Annotated in this window: 29 protein-coding genes; 7 read left to right on the top strand and 22 right to left on the bottom strand. The window is 67.4% G+C overall.

All coding sequences use genetic code 11. From position 1 onward, the window contains the following. Positions 1 to 3: 3 nt before the first annotated feature. Positions 4 to 402, bottom strand: coding sequence for a VOC family protein (locus ACO07J_RS21900; RefSeq protein WP_422032942.1), 399 nt, complete (start codon positions 400 to 402; stop codon positions 4 to 6). Beyond that, positions 399 to 1,268 carry an alpha-D-ribose 1-methylphosphonate 5-phosphate C-P-lyase PhnJ gene (locus ACO07J_RS21895; protein WP_422033486.1) on the bottom strand — a complete coding sequence of 290 codons (870 nt, stop codon included), beginning with the start codon at positions 1,266 to 1,268 and terminating at the stop codon, positions 399 to 401. The genes ACO07J_RS21900 and ACO07J_RS21895 overlap by 4 nt, the downstream gene beginning before the upstream one ends. Before the next feature lie 107 nt (positions 1,269 to 1,375). On the opposite strand from ACO07J_RS21895, the gene ACO07J_RS21890 reads away from it, so the two are divergent. Further along, positions 1,376 to 1,516: a hypothetical protein gene (locus ACO07J_RS21890; RefSeq protein ID WP_422032940.1), complete on the top strand. Its 141-nt coding sequence runs from the start codon at positions 1,376 to 1,378 to the stop codon at positions 1,514 to 1,516. Positions 1,517 to 1,591: 75 nt separating this feature from the next. On the opposite strand, the gene fosX is transcribed toward ACO07J_RS21890, so the two are convergent. The 4 genes from fosX to phnG are packed head-to-tail and all read right to left on the bottom strand — an operon-like array spanning position 1,592 to position 4,117. Next, positions 1,592 to 2,011 carry a FosX/FosE/FosI family fosfomycin resistance hydrolase gene (gene fosX / locus ACO07J_RS21885; RefSeq protein ID WP_422032938.1) on the bottom strand — a complete coding sequence of 140 codons (420 nt, stop codon included), beginning with the start codon at positions 2,009 to 2,011 and terminating at the stop codon, positions 1,592 to 1,594. Next, entirely contained in the window at positions 2,008 to 3,105 is a 1,098-nt protein-coding gene (locus ACO07J_RS21880; RefSeq protein ID WP_422032936.1) for a carbon-phosphorus lyase complex subunit PhnI, read from the bottom strand. The genes fosX and ACO07J_RS21880 overlap by 4 nt, the downstream gene beginning before the upstream one ends. Next, on the bottom strand, positions 3,096 to 3,674 hold the full coding sequence (phnH, locus tag ACO07J_RS21875) for a phosphonate C-P lyase system protein PhnH (RefSeq protein WP_422032934.1): 579 nt from the start codon (positions 3,672 to 3,674) through the stop codon (positions 3,096 to 3,098). Before phnH ends, ACO07J_RS21880 begins: the two co-directional genes overlap by 10 nt. Further along, a complete protein-coding gene (phnG, locus tag ACO07J_RS21870; protein ID WP_422032932.1) occupies positions 3,674 to 4,117 on the bottom strand; it encodes a phosphonate C-P lyase system protein PhnG in 444 nt (147 codons plus the stop codon). The genes phnH and phnG overlap by 1 nt, the downstream gene beginning before the upstream one ends. 102 nt (positions 4,118 to 4,219) lie before the next feature. On the opposite strand from phnG, the gene phnF reads away from it, so the two are divergent. Both phnF and ACO07J_RS21860 read left to right on the top strand, forming a co-directional pair. Then, positions 4,220 to 4,939, top strand: a complete 720-nt coding sequence (gene phnF, locus ACO07J_RS21865; protein WP_422032930.1) for a phosphonate metabolism transcriptional regulator PhnF — start codon at positions 4,220 to 4,222, stop codon at positions 4,937 to 4,939. Positions 4,940 to 5,008: 69 nt separating this feature from the next. Next, entirely contained in the window at positions 5,009 to 6,190 is a 1,182-nt protein-coding gene (locus ACO07J_RS21860) for an alpha-D-ribose 1-methylphosphonate 5-triphosphate diphosphatase (protein WP_422032929.1), read from the top strand. Positions 6,191 to 6,315: 125 nt separating this feature from the next. Here the strand turns inward: ACO07J_RS21860 and ACO07J_RS21855 are convergent, their stop codons facing one another. From ACO07J_RS21855 to phnC, 5 genes are all read right to left on the bottom strand, one after another. Beyond that, a complete protein-coding gene (locus tag ACO07J_RS21855; protein ID WP_422032927.1) occupies positions 6,316 to 6,930 on the bottom strand; it encodes a chloramphenicol acetyltransferase in 615 nt (204 codons plus the stop codon). A gap of 56 nt (positions 6,931 to 6,986) precedes the next feature. Then, the gene (phnE, locus tag ACO07J_RS21850; protein WP_422032925.1) at positions 6,987 to 8,339 is read right to left on the bottom strand and encodes a phosphonate ABC transporter, permease protein PhnE; all 1,353 of its coding nucleotides are present in this window, start codon (positions 8,337 to 8,339) and stop codon (positions 6,987 to 6,989) included. Further along, a complete protein-coding gene (gene phnE, locus ACO07J_RS21845; protein ID WP_422032923.1) occupies positions 8,336 to 9,208 on the bottom strand; it encodes a phosphonate ABC transporter, permease protein PhnE in 873 nt (290 codons plus the stop codon). The genes phnE (ACO07J_RS21850) and phnE (ACO07J_RS21845) overlap by 4 nt, the downstream gene beginning before the upstream one ends. A 68-nt stretch (positions 9,209 to 9,276) precedes the next feature. Further along, complete coding sequence (phnD, locus tag ACO07J_RS21840) at positions 9,277 to 10,179, bottom strand: phosphonate ABC transporter substrate-binding protein (RefSeq protein WP_422032921.1); 903 nt, start codon at positions 10,177 to 10,179, stop codon at positions 9,277 to 9,279. Between the two features lie 58 nt (positions 10,180 to 10,237). After that, complete coding sequence (gene phnC / locus ACO07J_RS21835; RefSeq protein WP_422032919.1) at positions 10,238 to 11,032, bottom strand: phosphonate ABC transporter ATP-binding protein; 795 nt, start codon at positions 11,030 to 11,032, stop codon at positions 10,238 to 10,240. 186 nt (positions 11,033 to 11,218) lie between these two features. On the opposite strand from phnC, the gene ACO07J_RS21830 reads away from it, so the two are divergent. Together ACO07J_RS21830 and ACO07J_RS21825 are read left to right on the top strand one after the other, a co-directional pair. After that, on the top strand, positions 11,219 to 11,767 hold the full coding sequence (locus tag ACO07J_RS21830; protein ID WP_422032917.1) for a TetR/AcrR family transcriptional regulator: 549 nt from the start codon (positions 11,219 to 11,221) through the stop codon (positions 11,765 to 11,767). Positions 11,768 to 12,113: 346 nt separating this feature from the next. Further along, a complete protein-coding gene (locus ACO07J_RS21825; RefSeq protein ID WP_422032915.1) occupies positions 12,114 to 12,317 on the top strand; it encodes a DUF1127 domain-containing protein in 204 nt (67 codons plus the stop codon). A gap of 169 nt (positions 12,318 to 12,486) precedes the next feature. Here the strand turns inward: ACO07J_RS21825 and recO are convergent, their stop codons facing one another. Further along, positions 12,487 to 13,227 carry a DNA repair protein RecO gene (gene recO / locus ACO07J_RS21820; RefSeq protein ID WP_422032913.1) on the bottom strand — a complete coding sequence of 247 codons (741 nt, stop codon included), beginning with the start codon at positions 13,225 to 13,227 and terminating at the stop codon, positions 12,487 to 12,489. Between the two features lie 124 nt (positions 13,228 to 13,351). Here recO and ACO07J_RS21815 point away from each other — a divergent pair, with 124 nt between their 5' ends. Together ACO07J_RS21815 and ACO07J_RS21810 are read left to right on the top strand one after the other, a co-directional pair. After that, positions 13,352 to 16,408, top strand: a complete 3,057-nt coding sequence (locus ACO07J_RS21815; RefSeq protein WP_422032911.1) for a VWA domain-containing protein — start codon at positions 13,352 to 13,354, stop codon at positions 16,406 to 16,408. A 5-nt stretch (positions 16,409 to 16,413) separates the two neighbouring features. Continuing rightward, a complete protein-coding gene (locus tag ACO07J_RS21810; protein WP_422032910.1) occupies positions 16,414 to 16,785 on the top strand; it encodes a VOC family protein in 372 nt (123 codons plus the stop codon). An 8-nt stretch (positions 16,786 to 16,793) separates the two neighbouring features. On the opposite strand, the gene ACO07J_RS21805 is transcribed toward ACO07J_RS21810, so the two are convergent. The 10 genes from ACO07J_RS21805 to ACO07J_RS21760 form a co-directional block, all read right to left on the bottom strand. After that, positions 16,794 to 17,126: a DUF1491 family protein gene (locus ACO07J_RS21805; RefSeq protein WP_422032908.1), complete on the bottom strand. Its 333-nt coding sequence runs from the start codon at positions 17,124 to 17,126 to the stop codon at positions 16,794 to 16,796. Positions 17,127 to 17,264: 138 nt separating this feature from the next. Beyond that, positions 17,265 to 18,173 (bottom strand): GTPase Era, encoded by a 909-nt coding sequence (era, locus tag ACO07J_RS21800; protein ID WP_422032906.1) that lies wholly within the window; start codon positions 18,171 to 18,173, stop codon positions 17,265 to 17,267. A 166-nt stretch (positions 18,174 to 18,339) separates the two neighbouring features. Then, positions 18,340 to 19,065 (bottom strand): glycosyltransferase family 25 protein, encoded by a 726-nt coding sequence (locus ACO07J_RS21795; protein WP_422032904.1) that lies wholly within the window; start codon positions 19,063 to 19,065, stop codon positions 18,340 to 18,342. Positions 19,066 to 19,207: 142 nt separating this feature from the next. Next, positions 19,208 to 19,891 (bottom strand): ribonuclease III, encoded by a 684-nt coding sequence (rnc, locus tag ACO07J_RS21790; protein ID WP_422032902.1) that lies wholly within the window; start codon positions 19,889 to 19,891, stop codon positions 19,208 to 19,210. Then, positions 19,888 to 20,724: a signal peptidase I gene (gene lepB, locus ACO07J_RS21785; RefSeq protein WP_422032900.1), complete on the bottom strand. Its 837-nt coding sequence runs from the start codon at positions 20,722 to 20,724 to the stop codon at positions 19,888 to 19,890. Before lepB ends, rnc begins: the two co-directional genes overlap by 4 nt. Positions 20,725 to 20,792: 68 nt before the next feature. After that, positions 20,793 to 21,209, bottom strand: a complete 417-nt coding sequence (gene acpS / locus ACO07J_RS21780) for a holo-ACP synthase (RefSeq protein WP_422032898.1) — start codon at positions 21,207 to 21,209, stop codon at positions 20,793 to 20,795. Continuing rightward, positions 21,206 to 21,655 carry a hypothetical protein gene (locus tag ACO07J_RS21775; protein ID WP_422032897.1) on the bottom strand — a complete coding sequence of 150 codons (450 nt, stop codon included), beginning with the start codon at positions 21,653 to 21,655 and terminating at the stop codon, positions 21,206 to 21,208. Before ACO07J_RS21775 ends, acpS begins: the two co-directional genes overlap by 4 nt. Further along, a complete protein-coding gene (locus tag ACO07J_RS21770) occupies positions 21,652 to 22,098 on the bottom strand; it encodes an ABZJ_00895 family protein (RefSeq protein WP_422032895.1) in 447 nt (148 codons plus the stop codon). The genes ACO07J_RS21775 and ACO07J_RS21770 overlap by 4 nt, the downstream gene beginning before the upstream one ends. Beyond that, positions 22,095 to 22,865 carry a pyridoxine 5'-phosphate synthase gene (locus ACO07J_RS21765; protein WP_422032893.1) on the bottom strand — a complete coding sequence of 257 codons (771 nt, stop codon included), beginning with the start codon at positions 22,863 to 22,865 and terminating at the stop codon, positions 22,095 to 22,097. The genes ACO07J_RS21770 and ACO07J_RS21765 overlap by 4 nt, the downstream gene beginning before the upstream one ends. Before the next feature lie 45 nt (positions 22,866 to 22,910). Further along, positions 22,911 to 23,573 (bottom strand): DUF2062 domain-containing protein, encoded by a 663-nt coding sequence (locus ACO07J_RS21760; protein ID WP_422032891.1) that lies wholly within the window; start codon positions 23,571 to 23,573, stop codon positions 22,911 to 22,913.

Here is a 23,573-nt window from a genome sequence, read left to right as displayed (position 1 = left end):
GCCTCACCTCGGGTCATAGGACACCTCCAGCCGCGTGCCGCCCGGCTCGCGGATCATGAAATGCACTTTCGGGCCCCCACCCGACAGCTCCGGCGCGAATTCCACCTCGACCCCCGGCCAGCCGCCGACACGGTCAAAGACCGCGTTCAACGTTGCCTCATCCGCCACTTTCAGCGCGGTGTGATGCAGGCCCACATTGGCGTGGCGGTCAAACCCACCGCCCGGCGCCCTCTGCTGCCAAAGCGTGATCTTGGCATGGCCGTCGGTGACATAGGCCGAAGGATAGTCCGGGTTGCCCCCGATCCGCTCCCAGCCGAGCGCCCCGGTAAAGAACCCCAGGCTCGCCTCCAGATCGGCCACGGTCAGGCCCAGATGATCAATCCCGAGCGTCTCGCAGCTCATGCGCTTCCCTCCTCGTACGGCGCACCCTGCGCCCCCACATGCCCCGCCGCCCGGCGCGAGCGGCAATAATCCGTGTCCGAACAGACGAACATCCGCCCGCCCGCATCGTCGGTGATCACCTCGTCGAGGTAACTGTCCTCCGCCCCGCACAGGTCGCAGGCATGATCCGCCTTCGAGGCCTCGAACGGGTGATCCTCGAAATCGAGGCTCACCACCTTCGAATGCGGCGGCAGCGCGTAAATCCGCTGCTCCCGCCCCGCCCCGAACAGCTGGATCGCGTCCATCTCCAGCTTGGGATTGTCGAATTTCGGTATCGGCGACGGGTCCATCACGTAGCGCCCCTCCACCTTCACCGGATAGGCATAGGCGGTGGCAATCGCCCCGTGCTGCGCCACGTCCTCGTACAGCTTCACATGCATCAGCCCGTATTCCTCGAGGCTGTGCATCTTCCGCGTCTCCGTCTCCCTCGGCTCGAGGAATCGCAGCGGCTCGGGAATAGGCACCTGGTAGACCAGCACCTGGTCCTCCGTCAGCTTCTCCTCCGGTATCCGGTGCCGCGTCTGGATCACCGTGGCCTTGCCCGTCTCCTCGGTCGTGGCCACCCCGGCGGTCTTCTCGAAGAACTTGCGGATCGACACGGCATTCGTGGTGTCATCCGCCCCCTGGTCGATCACCTTGAAACAATCCTCAGGGCACAGCACCGCCGCACTCACCTGCACGCCCCCCGTGCCCCAGCCATAGGGCATCGGCATTTCGCGGCTGGCAAACGGCACCTGGTAGCCCGGCACGGCCAGCCCTTTCAGGATCGCCCGGCGGATCATCCGCTTGGTCTGCTCGTCGAGATAGGCGAAATTGTAGGCCGTCACATTTTCGGCTTCATTTGTCATGAAATGGACCCTTTCAGCCATGGTCTCGCCGCCATTCCCGGTTAGCGAGTATCCCCATGTTCAAATCAAGAGAGGGATGAGAACGGATGACGACGATGGTAATTGTTGCGCTGATCGTGATCTTCGGCGCGGCGCTTGTCGGGAAGATGCTCATGGACATGTTCCCGATGTCCGGATTCGGACGCAAACCGGCCGACGACGCGGACGATCAGACCCCCGCGGAGTAACGCCAGACCCGAAGCCGGCCCGCCGCCCCGCGGCACGGGCCCGGCTTCGGTGTACCTCCCGGCCCCGACCCACCATCACGCCACGCCCTCCCGGCCTTTCGCATACCGCGCCATCCGCGCCTCCAGCGTGCCCGTGTGCAGCTCCAGCAGGTGCCCGTCCGGCCCGTAGAAATAGACCGACCGCCCCTCGCCCGCGACCCGCGGCCGCGGCGGGCGCATCTCCAGCCCCATCGCCTCGATCCGTGCCACCCGCGCGTCGAACTCGTCCTCGGCAACCCGGAACGCGACGTGGTTGTAACTCCGCTCGGTCAGCGGCGCGCCCTTCATGATCGCGACCCAGACATCGCCCACCAGGAAGAATCGCTCCTCCGATAACGAGAACTGCTCCGCCCCGCTGTCATAGACACAGCGCGCCTCCAGCACCTCTTCCAGCACCGCCTGCATCCGGTCCAGGTCGGCGCAGATGAACGTGATATGCGACAGCCCCCCGCTCATTCCGCCGCCTCTTTCCGGGTGGACGCACGCGCCGCCTCCACCTCGCGCCGCAGCTTCCTGACCAATTCCAATTCGCTCTGGAAATCCACGTAATGCGGCAACTTGATATGCTCCAGGAACCCGGTCGCCTGGATATTGTCCGAATGCATCAGCACGAATTCCTCGTCCTGCGCCGGTGCGCCCACGTCAACTTCGCCCAGTTCCTTCCAGCGCAGCGCCCGGTCGACCAGCGCCATGGAAATCGCCTTCCGCTCGGTCTGCCCGAAAACAAGGCCATAGCCCCGCGTGAACTGTGGCGGCTCGGTCTTCGAGCCCTTGAACTGGTTCACCGTCTCGCATTCCGTCACGGTGATCTCGCCGATCTCGATGGCGAAGCCCAGCTCGGGGATCTCCATCTCCACTGACACGGCCCCGATGCGCAGCTCGCCCACGAAGGCATGGTTCCGCGCATAGCCCCGCTGGGTCGAGTACGCCATGCCCAGCACGAACCCCTCGTCCCCCCGCGTCAGCGACTGCAGGCGCAGCGGCCGCCCCGCCGGCAGCTCCATCGGCTCCCGCGTCAGGTCGGGCGGTGTCTCGTCACTTTCCGGCTCCTGCTGGATCAGCCCCTCGCGGTTCAGGAAGCCGGTCACATGCGGCACCGGCCCCTGCCGCACCTCACCCGCCACAGCCTCCGGCACCTCGCCATCGGCCGCCAGTTTGAAGTCGAGCAGGCGGTGCGTGTAATCGAAGGTCGGCCCCAGCACCTGCCCTCCCGGCACATCCTTGAACGTCGCCGACACCCGCCTGTCACAGGCCATCTCGCCCGTCTCGATGGGTTTCGACGCGCCGAACCTAGGCAGGGTCGTCCGGTACGCCCGGATCAGGAAGATCGCCTCGATCAGGTCGCCCCGCGACTGCTTGATCGCCAGCGCCGCAAGATCGGGGTCATACAATGACCCCTCCGCCATCACCCGGTTCACCGCCAGCGCCAATTGCTCCCGGATCTGCGCCACCGACAGCTCGGCCACCCCCCGGTCGCCCCGCCGCTCGTCGGCCAGCCACGCATGGGCATTGTCGATCGCCCGTTCGCCACCCTTGACCGCTACGTACATGGCGCATCCTCCAGCCTGGTCGAGCGCGGTAAAGCGGCCACCCGGTCGCCGCAGGTCAGGAAGAAATCCACCCCCAGCGGAAACTGCCGCGCATTGCCCCGCATCGCGTCCGCATCCGGCAGGCTCAGTTCCGCCCGCTCCCGGATCCCCGGCCCGCGCAGCCCCGTGCCCTCGGCCTCCAGCCGCGCCATCTCGACTATCAACGTCGCCGAACGATCCGGATATTCCGGCGTCCCCACCGCGTATTGCGACAGCGGCATCAGCGCATCCCAATCCCCCAGCGCAAACTGCGCACGCTCAGCCGCCACAACCGGCGCGCCGGTATGAAACGCCAGCCACTCCCGCAACTCGCCCGTGTCATACGCCCCGGCCAGGTAAACCCCCGTCTCGTGGTCACACAGCGTCAGCAACAACGTCCCCGCCGCCACCGACACCGGCGCCGGCGGCCGCGCCGCCTCCATCGCCTCGATCGTCCCCGGCCGCGCCATCACCCGCATCGCCGCGCGAAACGCCCGCGCGGCCTCCACCGGCGCATCCCCGAACCCGCCTTCCAGAACCGCCGCGTCCATCAATCCTCTCCCCGCACCATGGTGAAGAAATCCACCTTCGTCGCCGCCGCCTTCGCCGCCCTCGCGGCCCGCGCCGTCTCCAGCGCCTCGGCCAGCGGGTCGAGGATCGCCGCGCGCACCCGCGCCGCCTCCCCGGTCTGCATCAGCGCATCCACCAGCGCCGCCTGCCGGGCATGGCCCTTGTCGCGCCCCTGCACGTACCCATGCCCCACCTCGCCGCTCTCCAGCTTCAGCGAACAGCGCGTCACCGTCATCTCGCCCAGGTTGAACGGCGCCCCCGTCGCCCCGGCCCGGCCGCGCACCATCACGCCACCGGCCTCCGGCGCCCGCAGCCACGCATGCCCGGGCTCGGCGCCAAACGCCTCCCAAAGCCGCGCCAGCTCCTTCGCCGGGGCCTTGGCCAGAAGGCCCATCCACGCCTTGCGTTCGTCATTCGCGGTCATCTAGACACCTTGCCAGCTTGTCTAATTTACTATACAACTAGACAAATCCATACACCGGCTTCCCGAGTCGGACAAGGCACCACCCCGTGAAAGTTTCGTGACATGGCCACCGCCAAGCGCACCCCGATCTGGAAATCCATCCACGACACCCTCCGCCGCGACATCTCCGAACGCCGCTACGCCCCCGGCGACAAGCTGCCGACCGAGGCGGCGCTGGCCCAGCGCTTCGGCGTCAACCGCCACACCGTCCGCCGCGCGCTTGCCACCCTCGCCGAAGACGGCCTCGTCCACCCCCGCCGCGGCGCCGGCGTCTTCGTCGCCCAAAGCCACACCGACTACCCCATCGGCAAACGCGTCCGCTTCCACCAGACCCTCCGCGCCGCGGGCCACCTGCCCGCCAAGCAGATCCTCGCCATGGAAACCCGCGCCGCCGACACGACCGAGGCCGACCTCCTCGCCCTCTCCCCCGGCGATCCCGTCCATGTCTACGAAGGGTTTTCCCTCTCCGACGGCCAGCCCGTCGCGCTGTTCCAGAGCGTCTTCCCCGCCGCCCGCTTCCCCACCCTGCCAGAGGCGCTCACCCGCCTCCGCTCCGTCACCGCCGCGCTGGCCGAACAGGGCCTGCCCGACTACACCCGCGCCTGGACCCGGCTGAACGCCAAGCTCGCCACCCCCACCCAGGCCCTCCACCTGCAAACCCGCGAAGGCGCGCCGCTCCTGCGTACCCTCTCCCTCAACGTCGATGCCGACGGCACACCGGTCGAATACGGCCGCACCTGGTTCTCCGGCGACCGCGTCACCCTCACGGTCGCGGACCCGTGACCCCCCTGTCACCAAACCGATAAACAAATCGGCTACCTTCCACCAAAACCCGAGCATGAGAGCAGCCCCATGTCCGCCAGCCCCCCCGCCATGCGCCTGACCGGCGCGGCCATCCTGCGCGACGGCGAGCTTCAAGCCGCCCCCGTGGCGGTCGAGGGCGGCCTGATCTCCGACACCCGCCTGCCGGAGGTCGACCTCTCGGGCTTCCTGATCCTCCCCGGCATTGTCGACCTGCATGGCGACGCCTTCGAGCGCCACCTCCGCCCCCGCCCCTCGGCGCCCTTCCCCGCCCAACAGGCCCTCGTCTCCACCGACCGCGACGCCGCCGCCAACGGGCTGTCAACCGCCTGGATGGCGCAAAGCTGGTCATGGGAAGGCGGCCATCGCGGGCCGGACTTCGCCGAAACCTTCCTGCAGGCTCTCGACACCTACCGCCCCCGGATGCAGACCGACCTGCGCGTCCAGATCCGCTGCGAAACCCACACCACCGACACGCTCGAACGCCTCCTGGAAGCGGTGGAAACCCACGCGGTGGGCTACGTCATCTTCAACAACCACCTCGACGAAACCCTGGCCCTCGCCGACACCGCCCCCACGCGGCTCGAGATGATGGCCCGCGCCATTGGCCAGTCCCCCGATGCCTATACCGACGCGCTCCACCACGCCAAGCGCCAGGCCCCGGCCGTGCCCCGCTACCTCTGCACCCTCGCCGCCGCCTTCGACCGGCTCGGCATCCGCTACGGGTCGCACGATGACCGCCACCCCGAAACCCGCGAAACCTACTCGATGATCGGCGCCAAGATCTGCGAATTCCCCCTCACCCGCACTGTCGCCAAGCTCGCCCGCGCGGTGGGCGACCCGGTGCTGATGGGCGCCCCCAACGTGGTGCGCGGCGGCTCGCAGAACGGCCATGTCGCCGCGACCGAGCTGATCGCGCTCGGCAAGTGCGACGCGCTCGTCTCCGACTACCACTACCCCTCGATGGCCGCCGCCGCCTTCCGCCTCGCCGACGAGGGCGTCCTCTCCCTCGCGCAGGCGTGGAAACTGATCTCGGAAACCCCCGCCCGCATCATGCGCCTTGCCGATCGTGGCACCATCGCCGAGGGAAAGCGCGCCGACCTCGCCATCGTCAACGCCGACACAAGGCAGGTCGAGGCCACGCTTGTCGCCGGCCGCGTCACCCACCTGACGGGCGAGGCCGCCCGCCGCTTCCTCGCCTCTCCCGGCCGCCTCGCCATGGCGGCCGAGTGACACCTGTCACGAAAGCTTTGCACGCCCGACACGGACCCGTCGCAAAACCCGCCTACTCCGGGCCCCGATAAATCCAGGAATTTCAGCACCAAACAGGGCGGCCCTCCGGGGTCGCCCAATTACCCTCACCCGCCGTATTTCTCCAGGAACGCCTCCGCCCGCATCGCCCGGAAATCCTCCAGCGCCGCCCGCAACCGCTCATGCTCCCAATTCCACCACGCCAGCGCCATCAGCCGCTCCGCCACAGGCCCCGGCACCCGCTCGCGCAGGGGTGTCGCCGGCACCCCGGCCACGATCATGTAAGGGGCCACGTCCTTCGTCACCACGGCCCCCGCCGCCACCACCGCGCCATGGCCCACCGTCACCTCCGGCTTCACCTGCGCGTTGTGCCCGATCCAGGTGTCATGCCCGATCACCACCCGCCGCGCCCGCCGTGCCGCGAACCACGCGGCATCATCCGCCTCCTCCGGCCAGTAATAGGCCGAGCGGTACATGAAATGATGCAGGCTCGCCCGGTCCAGCGGATGATCGCTCGCCCCCAACCGCACGAAACTCGCGATATTGGCGAACTTGCCCACATCCGCATTGGCAATGTCGCAATACCGGTCGCAATAGGAATAATCCCCCATCACCGAATGCTGCACCCGGGTGCCCCGCCCGATCTCGCAGTACCGCCCGAAACGGCTCTCGGTGATCGCGCAATCCGGATGCACGAACGGCTCCACCCCCAGCTCCGGCATGGCACCCCCTCGCTTCTTCTTGGTCCAAATATCCTCGCCGAAGGCGTCCCGCGCCCTCAGACCCCGCTGTCGTCCGAGGTGATCATCCGCTTCCGCAACCAGCCGGATATCGTATCCATCGCCATCACCATCAGCACGATCAGCACGATGTAATAGCTCACCTCTTCCCAGTCCTTCTGGGTGATGATCGCCTGCGTCAGCAAAAGCCCGATGCCCCCGCCGGTGATCGCCCCGATGATCGTGGCGCTCCGCGTGTTCGACTCGAGGTAATAGAGCAGCTGCGACAGCAGCACCGGCGTGATCTGCGGGATGACCCCGAAGCGATAGCGCTGCAACGGCTTGGCGCCCGTCGACTGGATGCCCTCGATCTGCTTGTCGTCCACGTTCTCCAGCGTCTCGGAAAACAGCTTCCCGAACGTGCCGGTATCCGTCAGCAGGATCGCCAGCGCCCCGGTCATCGGCCCCGGCCCGAAGGCCCGCGCCAAAACGATCGTCCAGATCAGCGCATCCACCCCCCGAACAAAGTCGAACACCCGGCGCACCGCGAACATCAGCACCTTCACCGGCGTGAAGTTCCGCGCCGCAAGGAAGGCCAGCGGCAGCGCCACGATGGCCGCCCCGAACGTGCCCAGGAACGCCATCAGCACCGTCTCGAAAATCGCCCAGGCCACCTCCGAATGCCGCCACATGGCGTTGTTCCAGAAATCGTGCCACATCGCGGCCGCGTTCGATTTGCCCTCGACCAGCCGCTCGTCCGACAGCGCCAGCCCCACCAGCTCGGTGAAGCTCTTCCCGTGAAACGGGCTTTCCAGCGTGAAGAAGAACAGCTCCCAGCCGAACTGGTACTTGAACAGCTCCGCCCGCGTCCGCGTCACCGTCAACCGCCCGGCCTCCGTGGTCACCGCCAGCCGGTTCTTCGACGCGTTGATCCAGTCGGGCTGGTCCTCCATGCCCCCGGAGGGGAAGACCATGTCCACCCCCTGCCGCGACGGCTCCGCCTCCAGCGTGCCATAACCGGGAATGTCGAAGAACACCCGCGCGCCCTCGTAGACCACGCGATAGCCCCGCCCCAGCTCGGCCACCAGCCCGTCATCGGTCAGCGTCACCCAATTCGGCGTCATGCCTTCGGGATAGGTCCCCTTCCGCTCGCCCTCGATGGCGATCACGATGCTGTCCGACCGGTCGTCCAGCGTCACGTGCGTCTTGTAGCTGTAGCTGTCCGCCACCAGCGTCCGCGCATTGTCGAAGCTCGCCCGCTCCGCCAGCCCGGCAATGTCGAAGCTGAAGAAGATATAGACGAAATAGGCGACGATCACCGCCGGCAGCCCGAAATTCAGCAGCCGCTTGCGCTTGAACAGGCTTTCGGCCTGCGCCTTCAGCGACGGTCCGCCCTCCGCGGTCATGGTCATAGCGGCCTCCCCCGGGTCAGCCGGTCACGGTAATGCGACGATACCTGGTCGAAGAACATGATCGTCAGGAACAGCAGCAGGAAGATCGCCGCCGCCTCGTCGAACTGCCCCTGCCCCCAGGACATGGCGTTCTTCAGCTCGTACCCGATCCCGCCCGCGCCCACGAAGCCAAGGATGGCCGAGGCCCGGATATTGATCTCGAACCGCAGCAGCGCATAGCTCAGGTAATTCGGCGACACCTGCGGCATGACCCCCAGCAGCATCCGCTGCGACCAGCTCGCACCGACCGACTGCAGCCCTTCCACGGGCTTCAGCGACGCGTTTTCATTCACTTCCGAGAACAACTTCCCCAACGCGCCCACCGTATGAAACGCAATCGCGATCATCGCCGGCACCGGCCCGCCGCCCAGCACGAAGATCAGCACCAGCGCGATCACGATCTCCGGCACCGCCCGCATCACATCCATCATCCGCCGGAACACCGGGATCAGCCGCGGCCACCGCGCCATCCCCCGCGTCGCCAGCAGCGAAATGACAATCGCCCCCAGCCCGCCAAGCAAGGTCGACGCGGCGGCAATATTCACCGTCTCGATCAGCGCCGGCAGAAAGGTCAGCAAATGCCCCGGCAGCTCGCCCGCCTTCTCCCACGCCTCGCCCCAGACCTGCGCCGGGAACGCCAGCACGTTGTGCCACCCGTCCCAGAAGCCCCCGGCATTGCGGCTGTCGGCCAGCATGAAGCCCGACACCATCAGCGCCACGAACACGATCAGCAATATGCCCGAATACGCCCGCTTCCGGCGCACCATGGCCATGTAATCCTCACGGATCTCGCCGCTCCGCCCCGTGCCGCCTGCGCTCAGTTCCGCCATCTGCCCCTCTGCCGCTCAATGCACGTGCGGGCCCCGCCAGACGGGACCCGCACCAATCAAACCGCCGCTTATTGCGACATCGACTTGCGCGCCTCGATGATCGAGAGATAGGCGTCATGGGTGATCGGATCGAAGCTCTTCGCCTCGCCCGCGGCCACGCCGTAGAAGCAATCCGCGTCCTTCTCCGACAGGGTGTCCCACAGCTCGGTCATGGTCGCCTTGACCTCGTCCGGCATCGCGTTCGAGATCACCACCGGGCCTTCCGGGATCGGCTTCGACCGCCAGATTTCCACCAGGTCGTTCATGTCCACGAGGCCCGCATCGACCGCCTTGCGCAGCGCGCCCGAGTTGTAGCCGTCTTCCCAGTTGCCAAGCGCATCGGCCCAGGTCACGCCGCCATCCACGTCGCCGTTATTGACCGCAACGATGGTCTGCTCGTGCCCGCCGGTGAACTTCACCTCGCCGAAATAGTCACCCGACTCCATGCTGGCGCCGGTCTCTTCCGGGATCTCGATCGACGGGATCAGGTAGCCGGAGGTCGAGTTTGGATCGCCGAAACCGAACACCTTGCCCTGCATGTCCTCGAGCGAGGTGATCCCGCTGTCCTTCCGGGCAAAGCCGATCGAGTGGTAGCCATAGCTGCCGTCCACGTTCACCTTCACCAGCACCGGCGTCACCGCGTCGGGGTTCTCCAGGTAGGTCTTGGCATAGCCGCTGGCGCCCAGCCAGGCCATGTCGATCGTGCCGCCCAGCAGGCCCTGGATCACGCCGTTATAGTCGGCCGGCGCGAACAGCTTGACCGGAACGCCAAGCGCCTCCTCGGTATACTGGCGCAGGCACTCGTTCGAGTTCAGCCGGTCCTGGGCGTTCTCGCCGCCAAGGATGCCGATGCGGAACTCCTCGATCTCCTGTGCGCCCGCGGGCACGGTCAGGGCAGTGGTCGCCAGAATGGCAGCAAACAGTCTTTTCATCTTGGTCCTCCGGTTGGGTTGTTGTGCCCCCGCAACCGCTGCGGCGGGCAGATGAAACTCAGGCATACTCGCGCTCGAGCGCCGCGATATCGGTCGAGGTCGCGGCCTCGGAAAACCGTCCGTCCGCGCCGTAGATGTCGCGCGCCACCCCGGTCGTCAGCTGCGCCGGCGTGCCGTCGAACACGACCCGACCGTGCAGCATCCCGATCACCCGGTCGCAATAGCGCCGCGCGGTATCGAGCGTGTGCAGGTTGGCAATGACGGTGCGCCCGTCTTCCTCGTGAATGCGCCGCAAATCGTCCATGACAAGCTGCGCGTTCATCGGGTCGAGGCTGGCAATCGGCTCGTCGGCCAGCACGATCTTGGGCTGCTGCATGATCGCCCGGGCAATCGCCACGCGCTGCTGCTGCCCGCCCGACAGGGCCTCGGCCCGCTTCGGCGCGTGCTCGGCAATGCCCAGCCGGTCGAGGATGTCGATCGCCCGGTGAATGTCCTCCTCGGGGTAGAGGTTGAACATCGTGGCCAAGGTTGAGCGCCGATTCAGCGTGCCGTGCAGCACGTTCGACACCACGTCCATCCGCGGCACGAGGTTGAACTGCTGGAAGATCATCGCGCAGTCCGACTGCCACGCCCGCTTCTCGGCGCCCTTCAGCGCGGTCACGTCGCGCCCCTCGTACAGGATCTGCCCCTCGGTCGCGTCGGTCAGCCGGTTCAGCATCCGAAGAAAGGTCGACTTGCCCGCCCCCGATCGGCCTATGATGCCGATCATCGCGGGTTTCTCCACGGTGAAGGACACGGCGTCGACCGCCGTGTTCCGACCGAAAGTCTTGGTCAGCGCCTTGATGTCCAGCAAATGAATGTCCCCCTGGATTTGGAGGACGTGCTAGGCGCAAACCTCAAAGCATTTGCGACGGTTGGGTAAAAGTTTGATGACGCGCCCCGCCCATCCTCCCCAGTGCCGGCCTGTGCCTGAAATACAGGCGTTTTCTGAACGCCCCACACCCTTGCGCCATGGCATACGCGGGCGTATGCCAGCGCCATGACCGCCCCGCGCCCCAAGCGACTCACCCGTGACGACTGGCTCTCCGCCGGCACGAAACGGCTGGCCGCCGCCGGGGCCGAGGCGCTCAAGGCCGAGCCAATGGCGCGCCACATGAGGACCACCAAGGGCTCGTTCTACTGGCATTTCAAGGACGTGTCGGATTTCCACGCGCAGATCCTCTCGCGGTGGGAGAGGGCGGCGCTGGCCGATCTCTCCACGGTCCTCGAAAGCGAAACCGGCGCCGTGCCCCGCCTGCGGGCACTCGCCCAGTCCATCGCCGAGCCCGAAACAGGCACCGCCACCGAATCCGCCATCCGCTCCTGGGCCACCACCTCCGCCCCGGCCCGCACCACGCTCGCCCGCGTCGACGAGGCCCGCCTCGCGGCCCTGCACGACTTGTTATCCGAAACCGGCATCGGCAACCCCGAGATGGCCCGCATCATCTACGCCGCGGGCATCGGCATGGAACGCCTCGGCCAGACCGGCGCGGGCGATAACCGCACCTCCATCGGCTCCCTGGTCGACCTGGTCCTGGCCCTGCGCTGACGCCGCCCCGGGGCCACATTCCCAACATTTGCCGCGCCGGGCGAGCGCCGGCCCGTGGGGAGGCGCCGCAACAGATTTGGCTCACGCTTTATGGTGCCGAGTACATCTTCCCTACAATCGTCACGCCACACCCGCCAAAGCGCCTGCCCGTGCGGACGGGCCTGCGCTCGCCCGGCGCCTTCGGCGCTATTCGGGCAGGCGAGCATCTTCCCCGACCCGGTGCCAACCCACCACCCCACCACTTTCCGCAACTTCCGGGTCGCCACATTCCCGCAAGATCCGGTTCGCCCGCCCGCGCGCAACCGGCCATGGTCCTCTCACGCATCACCCGGAAAGGATCCCCGCCATGATCGCCCTCCTCGCACGCCGCCGCCGACACGCCCCAGCCCGCCGCCTCTCGCTCTGGGCCCACCTCTCCCTCAACCGCCAGCGCCGCGCTCTCGCACAGCTCGACCCCCGCCTCCTCCGCGACGTGGGCCTCACCGAAGACGCCGCCCGCGCCGAGGCCGCCCGCCGCTTCTGGGACGCCCCCCGCCACTGGTTCCGCTAAGGCGCCCCGAAGTCTTGAAAAGACTTCGTCCCGATATCTTTTCAAGATATCGCCCCCTAACGCACCGCCCGGCACATTAACCGGGCCCGTCCACCGAAAAAACACCGACAAAATACCGACGTTTTACCGACGCGATACCGACACCGGCTTTCCCTTGAAAATCAGCCCGTTAACCCTGATTCGCCACGCTGGCCCGGAACCGCTCCACGAACCGCGCCCTGGCCTCCGGCAGCGGCTTGTGCCCCAGCTCCGGCGCCACCCGGTTCTGCAGGAAATACCCCGTCACCCCCAGCGCCTCGGCCACCTCCGCGTCCGGCGCCGGGCCGTGCCCCACCATGCAGGGCGGCAGCGGCAACAGCTTGTCCGCCCACGCCCCCGCCCCGGCCCTCGACACCGCCCGCCCCGTGCGGGGCGAGATATAGCTAAGGTCGTTCGCCCGCGGCCCCATCACCGCACAGGCCTGTAAATCAAGGCCGAACCCGAGGTCATCCAGCAGCACCATCTCCCACTGCATGTAGGCCAGCGGCCAGATCTCGCCCTGCCCCAGCAGGTCCAGCAGCGCCTCGGTCCGCCGGTAGAGCCGCTCGTGCGCCTCCCGCTCCGGCAGGCAGAACAGCAACAGGCTCACCACCGCGTTCAAGCCCGCCAGCGCCAGCCGATCGCCCATCGACGCCGCCGCGCGCGAGCGCACCGGCTCCACCGAAAACGTCCCGATATGATCCTCGAGCCTTGCCCGCCATGTCACGTCCAGCTGCGCCCCCGGCTGCAACACCGGCGCCATCCGCCGCGACGCGCCGCCCCGCACAACCCCCGCGTGCCGCCCCCTTCCGGGCGTGAAAACCTCAATGATTGCAGAGGTTTCGCCATGCGCGCGGCTGGAAAGCAGTATGCCCTGGTCTCGCCACTCCATGCCTGTCCCCTGCCTCGATCGCCGCCGATTGGACACCAGATCGCCGGCAATGCCAAGCGGATGGAACCGACTCGCGTTATGTGCTTATCTCCCCGGAAATCAGATTTTTTCGAGGGGGATAGTCATGTCGTCATTTTACCGCAAAGCCGTTCTGGCCACGGGCCTCGCAGTCGCCGCCAATGCCGCCACGGCCCAGGAAAACGTGATGGTCGTGTTCGACGGCTCCAACTCCATGTGGGGCCAGATCGACGGCACCGCCAAGATCGAGATCGCCCGCAACGTGATGGACACCCTCCTCGGCGACTGGACAGAAGAGCGCGAGGTCGGCCTGATGGCCTATGGCCACCGCCGCCGCGGCGATTGCGGCGATATCGAAACCCTCGTCCAGCCCGGCGCCGCCACCCGCGCGGCGATCCTCGAACAGGTGGGCGGCATCACCCCCACCGGCAAGACCCCCCTCACCGACGCCGTCGAACGCGCGGCGACAGAGCTTGCCTATACAGACCGCCCCGCCACCGTGGTTCTCATCTCCGACGGGCTCGAAAGCTGCGAACGCGACCCTTGCGAACTGGCCCGCGCGCTCGAACAGGGCGGCGTCGGCTTCACCGCCCATGTCGTGGGCTTCGGCCTCGGCGCCGACCAGGACGACACCTCCCTCTCCTGCATCGCCGAGGAGACCGGCGGCACCTATATCCAGGCCTCCAACGCCGAGGAACTCAAGGCCGCCATGTCGAGCGTCAGCACCGCCGTCGCCGACACCACCCCCGATCCCGAGCCCGCCCTGCCCGAGGTCACCGTCACCGGCCCCGGCACCGCCATCGGCGGCTCGATCATCGAGGTCACCTGGGACCCCACCGTTGAAACCGGCGATTTCCTGACCATCGTCCCCGCCGGCACCGCCGCCTCTGACCACGGCGAAACCCAGAGCGTCAACGAGGACAAGACCGTCAACTTCACCGTCCCCGCCGACCAGGGCATGTACGAGATCCGCTATATCCACGCCGACGGCGAAGAGGTGCTGGGCACCGACGCGCTCGAGATCACCAGGCCCGAGGTCGTCCTGACCGGCCCCGAAATGGTGCTGACGGGCGAGGATTTCACCGCCGGCTGGTCGCCCACGATCAACCCGAACGACTATGTCACCATCGTGCCGACCGGCGCGGAGGCCGGCGCCTCCGCCAGCTACGTCACCGTGCGCGACAAATCCGAAGGCGAGCTGAGCGCCCCCTCCGATCCGGGCTTTTACGAACTGCGCTACGTGCTCAGCGTCGACAAGCGCACCGTCGCCACCCGCGCCATCGAGGCGGCCGCCCCCGAGGTCACGCTCGACGTGCCCGAAACCGCGCTGGCCGGTTCGAAATTTCCTGTGCGCTGGACCGGCACGGTCAACGCACAGGACTACATCACCGTCGTCCCCGCCGGTACCGACGAGGGCGAGTTCGGCAATTACTTCGTGGTGCGCGACAGGTCCGAGAACCAGCTTCAGGCCGCCGCCGAAACCGGCCTCTACGAGGTCCGCTACGTCCTGCGCGAAGGCAACAAGACGCTCGCCTCCGCCCCCATCGAGATCACCGCGCCCGAGGTGACGGTCACGGCCCCCGAGACCGCCCAGACCGGCTCCAAATTCCCGGTCTCATGGACCGGCACGGTCAGCGACAGCGACTATGTCACCATCGTGCCCACGGGCACCGCCGAAGGCGAATTCGGCAACTACATCGTCGTCCGCGACAAGACCGAGAACCAGCTTCAGGCCCCCGCCGAAACCGGCCTCTACGAAATCCGCTACGTCCTGCGCGAGGGCAACAAGACGCTGGCCACCACCCCCATCGAGATCACCGCGCCCGCGGTCACGGTCACGGCCCCGGAAACCGCCGCCACCGGCTCGAAATTCCCGGTCTCGTGGACAGGCACGGTAAGTGCCAACGACTACATCACCATCGTCCCCACGGGCACCGACGAGGGCGAATTCGGCAACTACATCACCGTCCGCGACCGGACCGAGAACCAGCTGCAGGCCCCCGCCGAAACCGGCATGTACGAAATCCGCTACGTCCTGCGCGAGGGCAGCAAGACGCTGGCCACCACGCCGATCGAGATCACCGCGCCAGAAGTCACGGTCGATGCGCCGGACACGGCCCTGACCGGTGAGAAGTTCAAGGTTTCCTGGACCGGCACCGTGAACAACCAGGACTACGTCACCATCGTGCCCGCCGGCACCGCCGAAGGCGAGTTCGGCAACTACATCACCGTCCGCGACCGGACCGAGAACCAGCTGCAGGCCCCCGCCGAAACCGGCATGTACGAGGTCCGCTATGTCCTGCGCGAGGGCGGCAAGACGCTGGCCACCGACATGATCGAGATCACCGCGCCCGAGGTCACGATCACGGCGCCCGAGACCGCCCTGGCAGGCTCGGCCGTCCGCGTCAGCTGGACCGGCACGGTGTCCAACCAGGACTATATCGCCATCGTCCCCGCCGGCGCCGACGAGGGCGAGTTCGGCAATTACATCACCGTCCGCGACCGCTCCGAGAACGATGTGCGCGCGCCGGCCAGCCCCGGCCTCTACGAAATCCGCTACATCCTCCGGGAAGGCACCAAGACCCTGGCCACCCGCCCGATCGAGATCACCGAGCCCGAGGTCACCGTCTCCGGCCCCGCCGAGGTGCGCGCCACCGATACGCTCAAGGTTTCGTGGACCGGCGCGGTCGATCCCGGCGATTACGTGGCGCTGGCGCCGATGGGCAGCAAGGATGACGACTTCTCGAACTACTTCACCATCCGCACCCAGACAGAGCGCGACATGAAGGCGCCCGAAACCCCCGGCATGTACGAGCTGCGTTACATCCTGCGCGAAGGCGGCCGCGTGCTCGCCCGCCAGCCGGTCGAGGTGCTCGACGCCGATGCCGCCCTCAACTCCGGCGCGGAACTCACCGCGCCCGACACTGCCGGGCCCGGCAGCACCATCGACGTGGGCTGGACGGTCGAGGCGAGCAGCGCCGACCAGCGGATCACCATCGCCGCCGCCGACCAGGCCATCTTCACCTGGATCGAGGCGGTTAAGATCACCGGCGAACCGCCGGTCAGCCTGACCCTGCCCGACGATCCCGGCATCTACGAGCTGCGCTTCCTCGATGTCAGCAACCAGCAGGTGCTGGCGCGCAAGGTCATCACCGTGGAGTAGGCCCCATGCACAAGCCCGACGGCTACCCCGACGTCTCGGCCTACCTGCTGGTCGAGGACGCCCGCGCGGTACTCGACTTCTGCGCCACCGTCTTCGGCGCGGAAGACCTCCGGGTCATCACCCGCGAAGACGGCGACGGGATCATGCATGCCGAAACCCGGATCGGCGACAGCGTGGTGATGATGGGCGAAATGCCCGGCGGGCCGGAGGCGCATCTGCACCTCTACCTTGCCGATGCCGACGCCGTCTTCGACCGCGCCGTCGCGGCCGGCGCCGAGGTGGTCCAGCCGATGACCGAGAAGGGCGACGGCGACCTCCGCGGCGGCGTCCGCGGGCCCGGCGGCGTGACATGGTGGATCGCCCGGCAGGTCGCCTGACCCGGCCCTCAGTCCGCCAGCCCCGGCTCGTCCAGCAGGTGCCGCCCGGCGCGTTCCTCGACCTCGATCACCCACAGGTCGGGGTCAAACCCCCGCTGCTTGGCAATCGCCTCGTCCACCGCCCGCTCCTCGCCCTCGGCCAGCACGACCCAGGCGCGCTCGCCGCTCATCAGGTCGAAACTGCGCTGAAACGCCCGCGCCTGCCCGTCCAGCGTGTTGAGCTTCACCAGCACCGCCCCGGCGGTGTCATCGCCATGTGCCGTCACGAAGGCCGGAATGTCCTGCAACCGCAGCCTTGCAAGGTAGGCCTGCACCCAGAATTCCGCCGTCAGCCGCGCCATTCTACCCGCCCCGGACCCGATCCGGGGCCTCGCCGCAAACCCGAAGGTCCCGGGTCAAGCCCGGGACGGGGTGTTCCCAGCCCCGCGCCCCGTAGGGTGGGTGCCAACCCACCATGCCACGTTCAAGGCCCGCAACCCTCACCCGTTCCCGTCCTTGAATTCCAGCCCCATCTCCGAATACCGCTCGGCTTCGTCCAGCCACCCGGGCCGCACCTTCACCTGCAGGAACAAATGCACCTTCCGCCCGAGGAACTCCTCCAACTCCTCCCGCGCGGCCTGGCTCACGGCCTTGATCGTCTCGCCCTTGCGGCCAAGAATGATGCCCTTGTGCCCGTCCCGCGCCACGTAAACCACCTGGTCGATCCGGGCAGAACCGTCTTTCCGTTCCTCCCAGCTCTCCGTCTCCACCGTCAGCTGGTAAGGCAATTCCTGGTGCAGCCGCAGGGTCAGCTTCTCCCGCGTCATCTCGGCGGCGATCATCCGCATCGGCAGGTCGGCGATCTGGTCCTCGGGGTACAGCCACGGCCCCTCCGGCACCTCGCCCGCCAGCCATTCCCGAAGGTCGTCCACCCCGTGCCCCCGCTCGGCGGAAATCATGAAGGTCCGCTCGAACGGGAACCGCGCGTTCAGCTCCTCGGTCAGCCCAAGCAGCGCCTCCGATTTCACCCGGTCGATCTTGTTGATCGCCAGCGCCACCTTGCGGCCCTTCGTGGCCTCGCCCAGCGCATCGAGGATATGGCCCACCCCCGCGGTGATCCCGCGATGCGCCTCGACCAGCAGGACAACCACGTCGGCATCCGCCGCCCCGCCCCAGGCCGCGGCCACCATCGCCCGGTCCAGCCGCCGGCGTGGCTTGAACAGGCCCGGCGTATCGACGAACACCAGTTGCGCCTCGCCCTCCATCGCCACGCCGCGAATGCGGGCGCGGGTGGTCTGCACCTTGTGGGTCACGATGCTCACCTTCGCCCCCACCATGCGGTTCAGAAGCGTGGACTTGCCCGCATTGGGCTCTCCGATCAGGGCGATGAAACCGGCGCGCTGGGTCATTCTCTCTTCCTTGGCTCAGTTGATGCGCCTTAGCCCATCGCGGACCACTTTGCCAGAGATCGCAACGACTGACCCTCGGGCACACCCCAAGGCAAGCCGCCCTGAACATGGCACTCGGGCGGATGGCGAAAACCGGACAGCGAAACGCGGTGTCCCGCGAAAGGGTCTATTTCGGCCGCCGCCATGACCGCCGCAGCCCGCGCACCACGTGCCGCACGACCGGCACGCGGTCAAACCACCGTCGCTCCGCGATATCGGTCGCCGATGATCGCTGATGCGCCAGCGCCGGCACACAGATCGCGGCAGGCACATCGCGGTTCTCGTTCCGGAACCACGAATACGCCCCGTCCACATGCATCGGTCCACCCTCCGGGCTTCCCGGCGGACGGGCCGCCATGTCCTGCAGGTACCGCGCCATGCGCCCGATCGCGTCGCCACGCAGGGCGATGAAATGCGCCAGCAGCACCGCGCGCTCCGCCTCCAGCGGTGCCAGCCGAACCGGCCCCTGCCCGGAGTCGAGCCCGCCATGCAGGAACCGCCAGTCGCCCTCGCCCAGCGCCTCCACCTCGGCCGGGCCCATGCCCATGAACGCCCGGCTCCAGTCGAGATCGTCCTCGACGATGGTGATCCTGTCGAATCCCCGCTCCACGGCATCCTCGAGAACGCCCAGGTGGCTCATGAAACAGCCCCGTGCCCCGACCGAAGGCCACGGGCCGGGCTCCGCCGGGCGCGCGGCATCGAAGCGCTGCACGTTGCCCTCGCCGACGGTCAGGCCGACCGCCGCGAACTGGTCGCCAATTTCCGCCAGGCGATCCGGGCGCGAGGCAAGATTGATCACGTAGATCCGGCCGAAAACCCGCTCCAGCGCCGCGCCGATCTCTTTCGGTGTCATCGACCGTGCAATCCTCAAATCCTCTTGCGCCCGTGCAGTGTGCCGCCCCGCCCGTACAGCGACGCAAGCACCTTCTCACAAAGCGAGAGTGGCAGCTTCTGGCCGCCGTTGCAACGGCGCCAGGCACCCGGCGCCGGCCGCGCTACCCCGCCTCGACCCGTGCCAGCAAGGCCTGCGCCGCCGCCTGCTCGGCCTGCCGCTTCGACCCGGCCGTGGCGCTCTCCGCCTGCCCGTCGGCCAGCCGCGCCTCGATCGTGAATTTCGGCGCATGATCCGGCCCCGACCGCGCCGTCTCGACATAATCCGGCGGGTTGAGCCCGCGCGCCTGCGCCCATTCCTGAAGCGCGGTCTTGGCGTCGCGCGCGTCCTCCTTGACGCTCTCGATCCGCTTGCCCCAAAGCCTGAGAACCACCTCGCGCGCCGCCTCGAACCCGGCATCGCGGTAAACGGCGGCGATCACCGCCTCCATCCCGTCGCCCAGCAAGGCTTGCTTGCGCCGCCCGCCCGACATCATCTCCGACCGGCCAAGCTTCAGCACCTTGCCAAGGTCGATCTGCCGGGCCACGTCGGCACAGGTCTCCTTGCGCACCAGCGCGTTGAACCTCGGCGCAAGCTGGCCCTCCTGCGCCGCCCGGTCGCGTTCCAGCAGCGCCTCGGCCATGACCAGCCCCAGCACCCGGTCGCCCAGGAATTCCAGCCGCTGGTTGTCGTCCCGGTTGGGCGAGGACATCGAGGAATGCGTCACCGCCCGCACCAGCAACTCCGGCTCGGCGAACACATGCCCCAGCCGGCCCTCGAAGGCCTTCAGCTCCCCCGAAAGCTTCATTCAAGCTTCTCGAAGAACCGGTCGCCCCGCCATGTCCAGAAGAACAACATCGACCGCCCCGAGGACGAGAAGATCACCCGGCCGGCGCGCCCGATCAGGTTCTCATACGGAACGAAGCCCACGCCGCCCGCCGCCAGCGGCACCCGGCTGTCGGTCGAGTTGTCGCGGTTGTCGCCCATGAAGAAGTAATGCCCCTCTGGCACGGTGAACACGCCCGTATCGTCCAACGACTGGCGCGATATATTGAGGATCGCATGGCTCCGCCCGCCCGGCAGCGTCTCGATCTGGCGCGACTTGCGGCACTCCGCGCCCATGCCCACCGGCCCGTTCTCGCAGCGCGGCGTCACCTGAAGCGGGCCCTGCCGCTCCTTGACCTCGGTATAGGTGCCCGCATTCTCGAGCCCGACCGCCTCGTCATTGATATGCAGCACGCCATCGCGCATCTGCACCCGGTCGCCCGGAAGGCCCACCACCCGCTTGATGAAATCGGTCCCGTTCACCGGGTGGCGGAAGACGATGATGTCGCCCCGCTCCGGCTCGCCGCCGAAAAGCCGCGTGTTGTCGCCGTCGAGGAAGCCGCAGATATCCTTGGCGTCGATATTGATGCCCAGCCGCTGGATCCGGATCGACGGGCAGGAGGCGTAGGAATAGCCATAGGCCATCTTGTTGACGAACAGGAAATCGCCGATCAGCAGCGTATCCTTCATCGACCCGGAGGGAATCCAGAACGGCTGAAAGAAGATGGTGCGGAAGATCCCCGCGATCACCAGCGCCCAGAACACCGTCTTGACGGTCTCCCACAGCGAGCTCGATTTCTTGCCCTCTTCGGCCATGCCTGTCTCCGCGCCTCGGTTTCCGGGTAGTTGCGGGTTTCATGAGCGCCATGCGGGATAGTGTCAAGTCACGCCTTCGGCGCCCCCTCGATCGCCCGCGCCTCGATCACTACAAAGGCCTGCGCCCAGGGGTGATCGTCGGTCAGCGTGACATGGATGATCGCCTCGTGCCCCTCCGGCGTCATCTCCGCCAGCCGCTCGGCGGCCCAGCCGGTGACATGCATCACCGGCTGCCCGGTGCGCAGGTTGCTGACCGCCATGTCCTTCCACGCGATCCCCATCCGAAGCCCCGTGCCCAGCGCCTTGGAACAGGCCTCCTTCGCCGCCCAGCGCTTGGCATAGGTGCCCGGCGTGTCGGCCCGGCGCTCGGCCTTGCGCTGTTCGACCTCGGTAAAGACCCGGTTGCGGAACCGGTCGCCGAACCGCTCCAGCGTGCCGGCGATCCGGTCGATATTCGCAAGGTCGGTGCCGATGCCGAGGATCATGGCAGAAGCTGCGCCCCGATGGCCCCGGTCGCCTGGTTCAGCGTGAACCGCAGCCTGCGCGGCTGGAAATCCGCGCCGTCAAAGACCTTCACCGCCATGGTGAAGACCAGCCCCTCCGCCGGGTCGTATTCCGCCTCGAGACTGCCGAAATCCGCCCCGCCGAACCCCATGCCGTTCAAGCCCACCGTGCGGCATTGCCGCAGGCCCAGTTCGTCATAGGGCGGCGACATCACGAGGATATGGAACGGTGCGCCCGCCGGCTCGACCGTATCGAGCAGCGCCAGCCGCACGTCACCATTGGCGAAGGTGCGCGTATTCTCCTCCCACGGCTCGGCGATATTGTCGGCCCGCGCGGGCCAGTCGCAGGGCACCGCCTCCTGCGCCGTGGCCGGCAGACCGGCCAACAGCCCCAACCCGAAGGCGATCGCCTTCATCGCGCACCTCATTCGATCTCTCCCCGCCCGCGCATCAGGCTCACCTGGTTGCCCGCCGCGATGCCAAGGAAGAACCGGTTGCAGATCAGATAGCCCCCGGCATAGAGCCCCAGCAGGATCAGGAATTGGCGCGAGCCCGGCTCGGTCACCGCCAGCTTGCCGAATTCCGGCAGCCACCGCCCCGCGCCATAGGCCAGCGCCACGTTCAGCGCCACCGCGATCACCGTCGCGATCCAGGCAAAGTTCCACGCCTCCGCCCCGCCCGGTTTGCGCTTTTCGCGCCGGGCGAATTGCTGCCCCTCGATCACCGCGGCGATCATCGCCGGCACCATGAGCTGTGCCGATGACCCCAGCGCGGAATCAATCTGCGTGTTCAGGAACCCCACCAGCAGCGCCACGCCAACGGCGACGGCCAGGAACACCAGCGCATAGCGGATCAGGCTGGCGGCGCTCATCCCGCCGACCTTGCCTCTTCGCCCCGCGCATCGTCCATCAGCCGCCGCATCTCGGCGATGGCCGGCTGCAACCCGCGGAAAATCGCCTCCCCGATGATGAAATGCCCGATATTGAGTTCCATCACCTCCGGAAACGCCGCCACCGGCTGCACCGTGTCATAGGTCAGCCCGTGGCCCGCATGCACCTCCAGCCCCAGCGAGTGGGCATAGGCCGACATCTCGCGCAAGGCGGCCAGTTCCCGGTCGCGGTCCCCGGTCCGCCCCTCGGCATGGGCATCGCAATAGGCGCCGGTGTGCAGCTCGATCACCTGCGCCCCGATCCGGTGCGCGGCCTCGATCTGGCGGCGGTCGGCGGCGATGAAGATCGACACCCGGCAGCCCGCGTCGCGCAAAGGTGCGATGAAATGCGCCAGCCGGTTCTCCTCGCGCGCCACTTCCAGCCCGCCCTCGGTGGTCTTCTCCTCGCGCTTCTCCGGCACGATGCAGACGGCATGCGGGCGGTGGCGCAACGCGATCTCCTGCATCTCCTCCGTCGCGGCCATCTCGAAATTGAGCGGCACCGACAACGCCGCCATCAGCCCGTCGATATCCCGGTCCGAGATGTGCCGCCGGTCCTCGCGCAGGTGCGCGGTGATGCCGTCGGCGCCCGCCTCCTCGGCCAGCTTCGCGGCGCGCACCGGGTCGGGGTACTCGCCGCCGCGCGCGTTCCGCACGGTCGCCACGTGGTCGATGTTCACGCCAAGGCGCAGGTTTCCAGCAGACGTCATTCCGCCCTCCTCTACAAGCCCGGCCCCATGGGGCCCGAGGCCACCCTAATCCTGATTCTGCTTGGCGTCAGCCTTGCCCGCAGCTTTTTCTTTCAGCGCGAGCAACTTGTCCTTGAGCCGCCCCTTGCGGCCCTTCTGGTAGGCCTGGATCACCGGCAGGCTGACGTAATAGCCGATCATCCCGCAGATCAGCCCGGGGATGATGCCGCCGATCATGTAGGGAAAGAACACCTCGTCATAGAAGACATAGAGGTTGTGCCAATCCGCCTTGCCGTCGCCGAACAGCGTCAGGAAATTGTCCTTCAGGTCCTTCCACGCATCGACGAACTTGCCGCCCAGCGACCGGTGCGCGCCGGTCTCGTGGTCGAAGGTCCGGCCCAGAAGGAAGTTGCCCGTCTGGAACGAAATCGCCCCGATCGGCACGAAGGTCAGCGGGTTGCCCACGAAGGTCGACAGCAGCGAGGCGATGACATTGCCCCGGATGATCAGCGCAACCAGCGCGGCGGCAAAGAAATGCATTCCGAAGAACGGGCTGAAGGTCACGAAGATCCCGGCAAAGATCCCCCGCGCGATCCGGTGCGGCGGATCGGGCAGGCGGCGCACCCGGTGCTTGATGTAATAGAACGCACGTTTCCAGCCGCCCTTCGGCCAGACCGTTTCATAAACGATCTTCCACCATGGTCGTCTGTCTCTGCGCTTGAAGACCAC

Source organism: Roseovarius sp. (genome assembly GCF_965228755.1).
Classification (GTDB): Bacteria; Pseudomonadota; Alphaproteobacteria; order Rhodobacterales; family Rhodobacteraceae; genus Roseovarius.
Note: the sequence above shows the minus strand (reverse complement) of the source record. Positions and strands in the feature narration are given on the sequence as shown.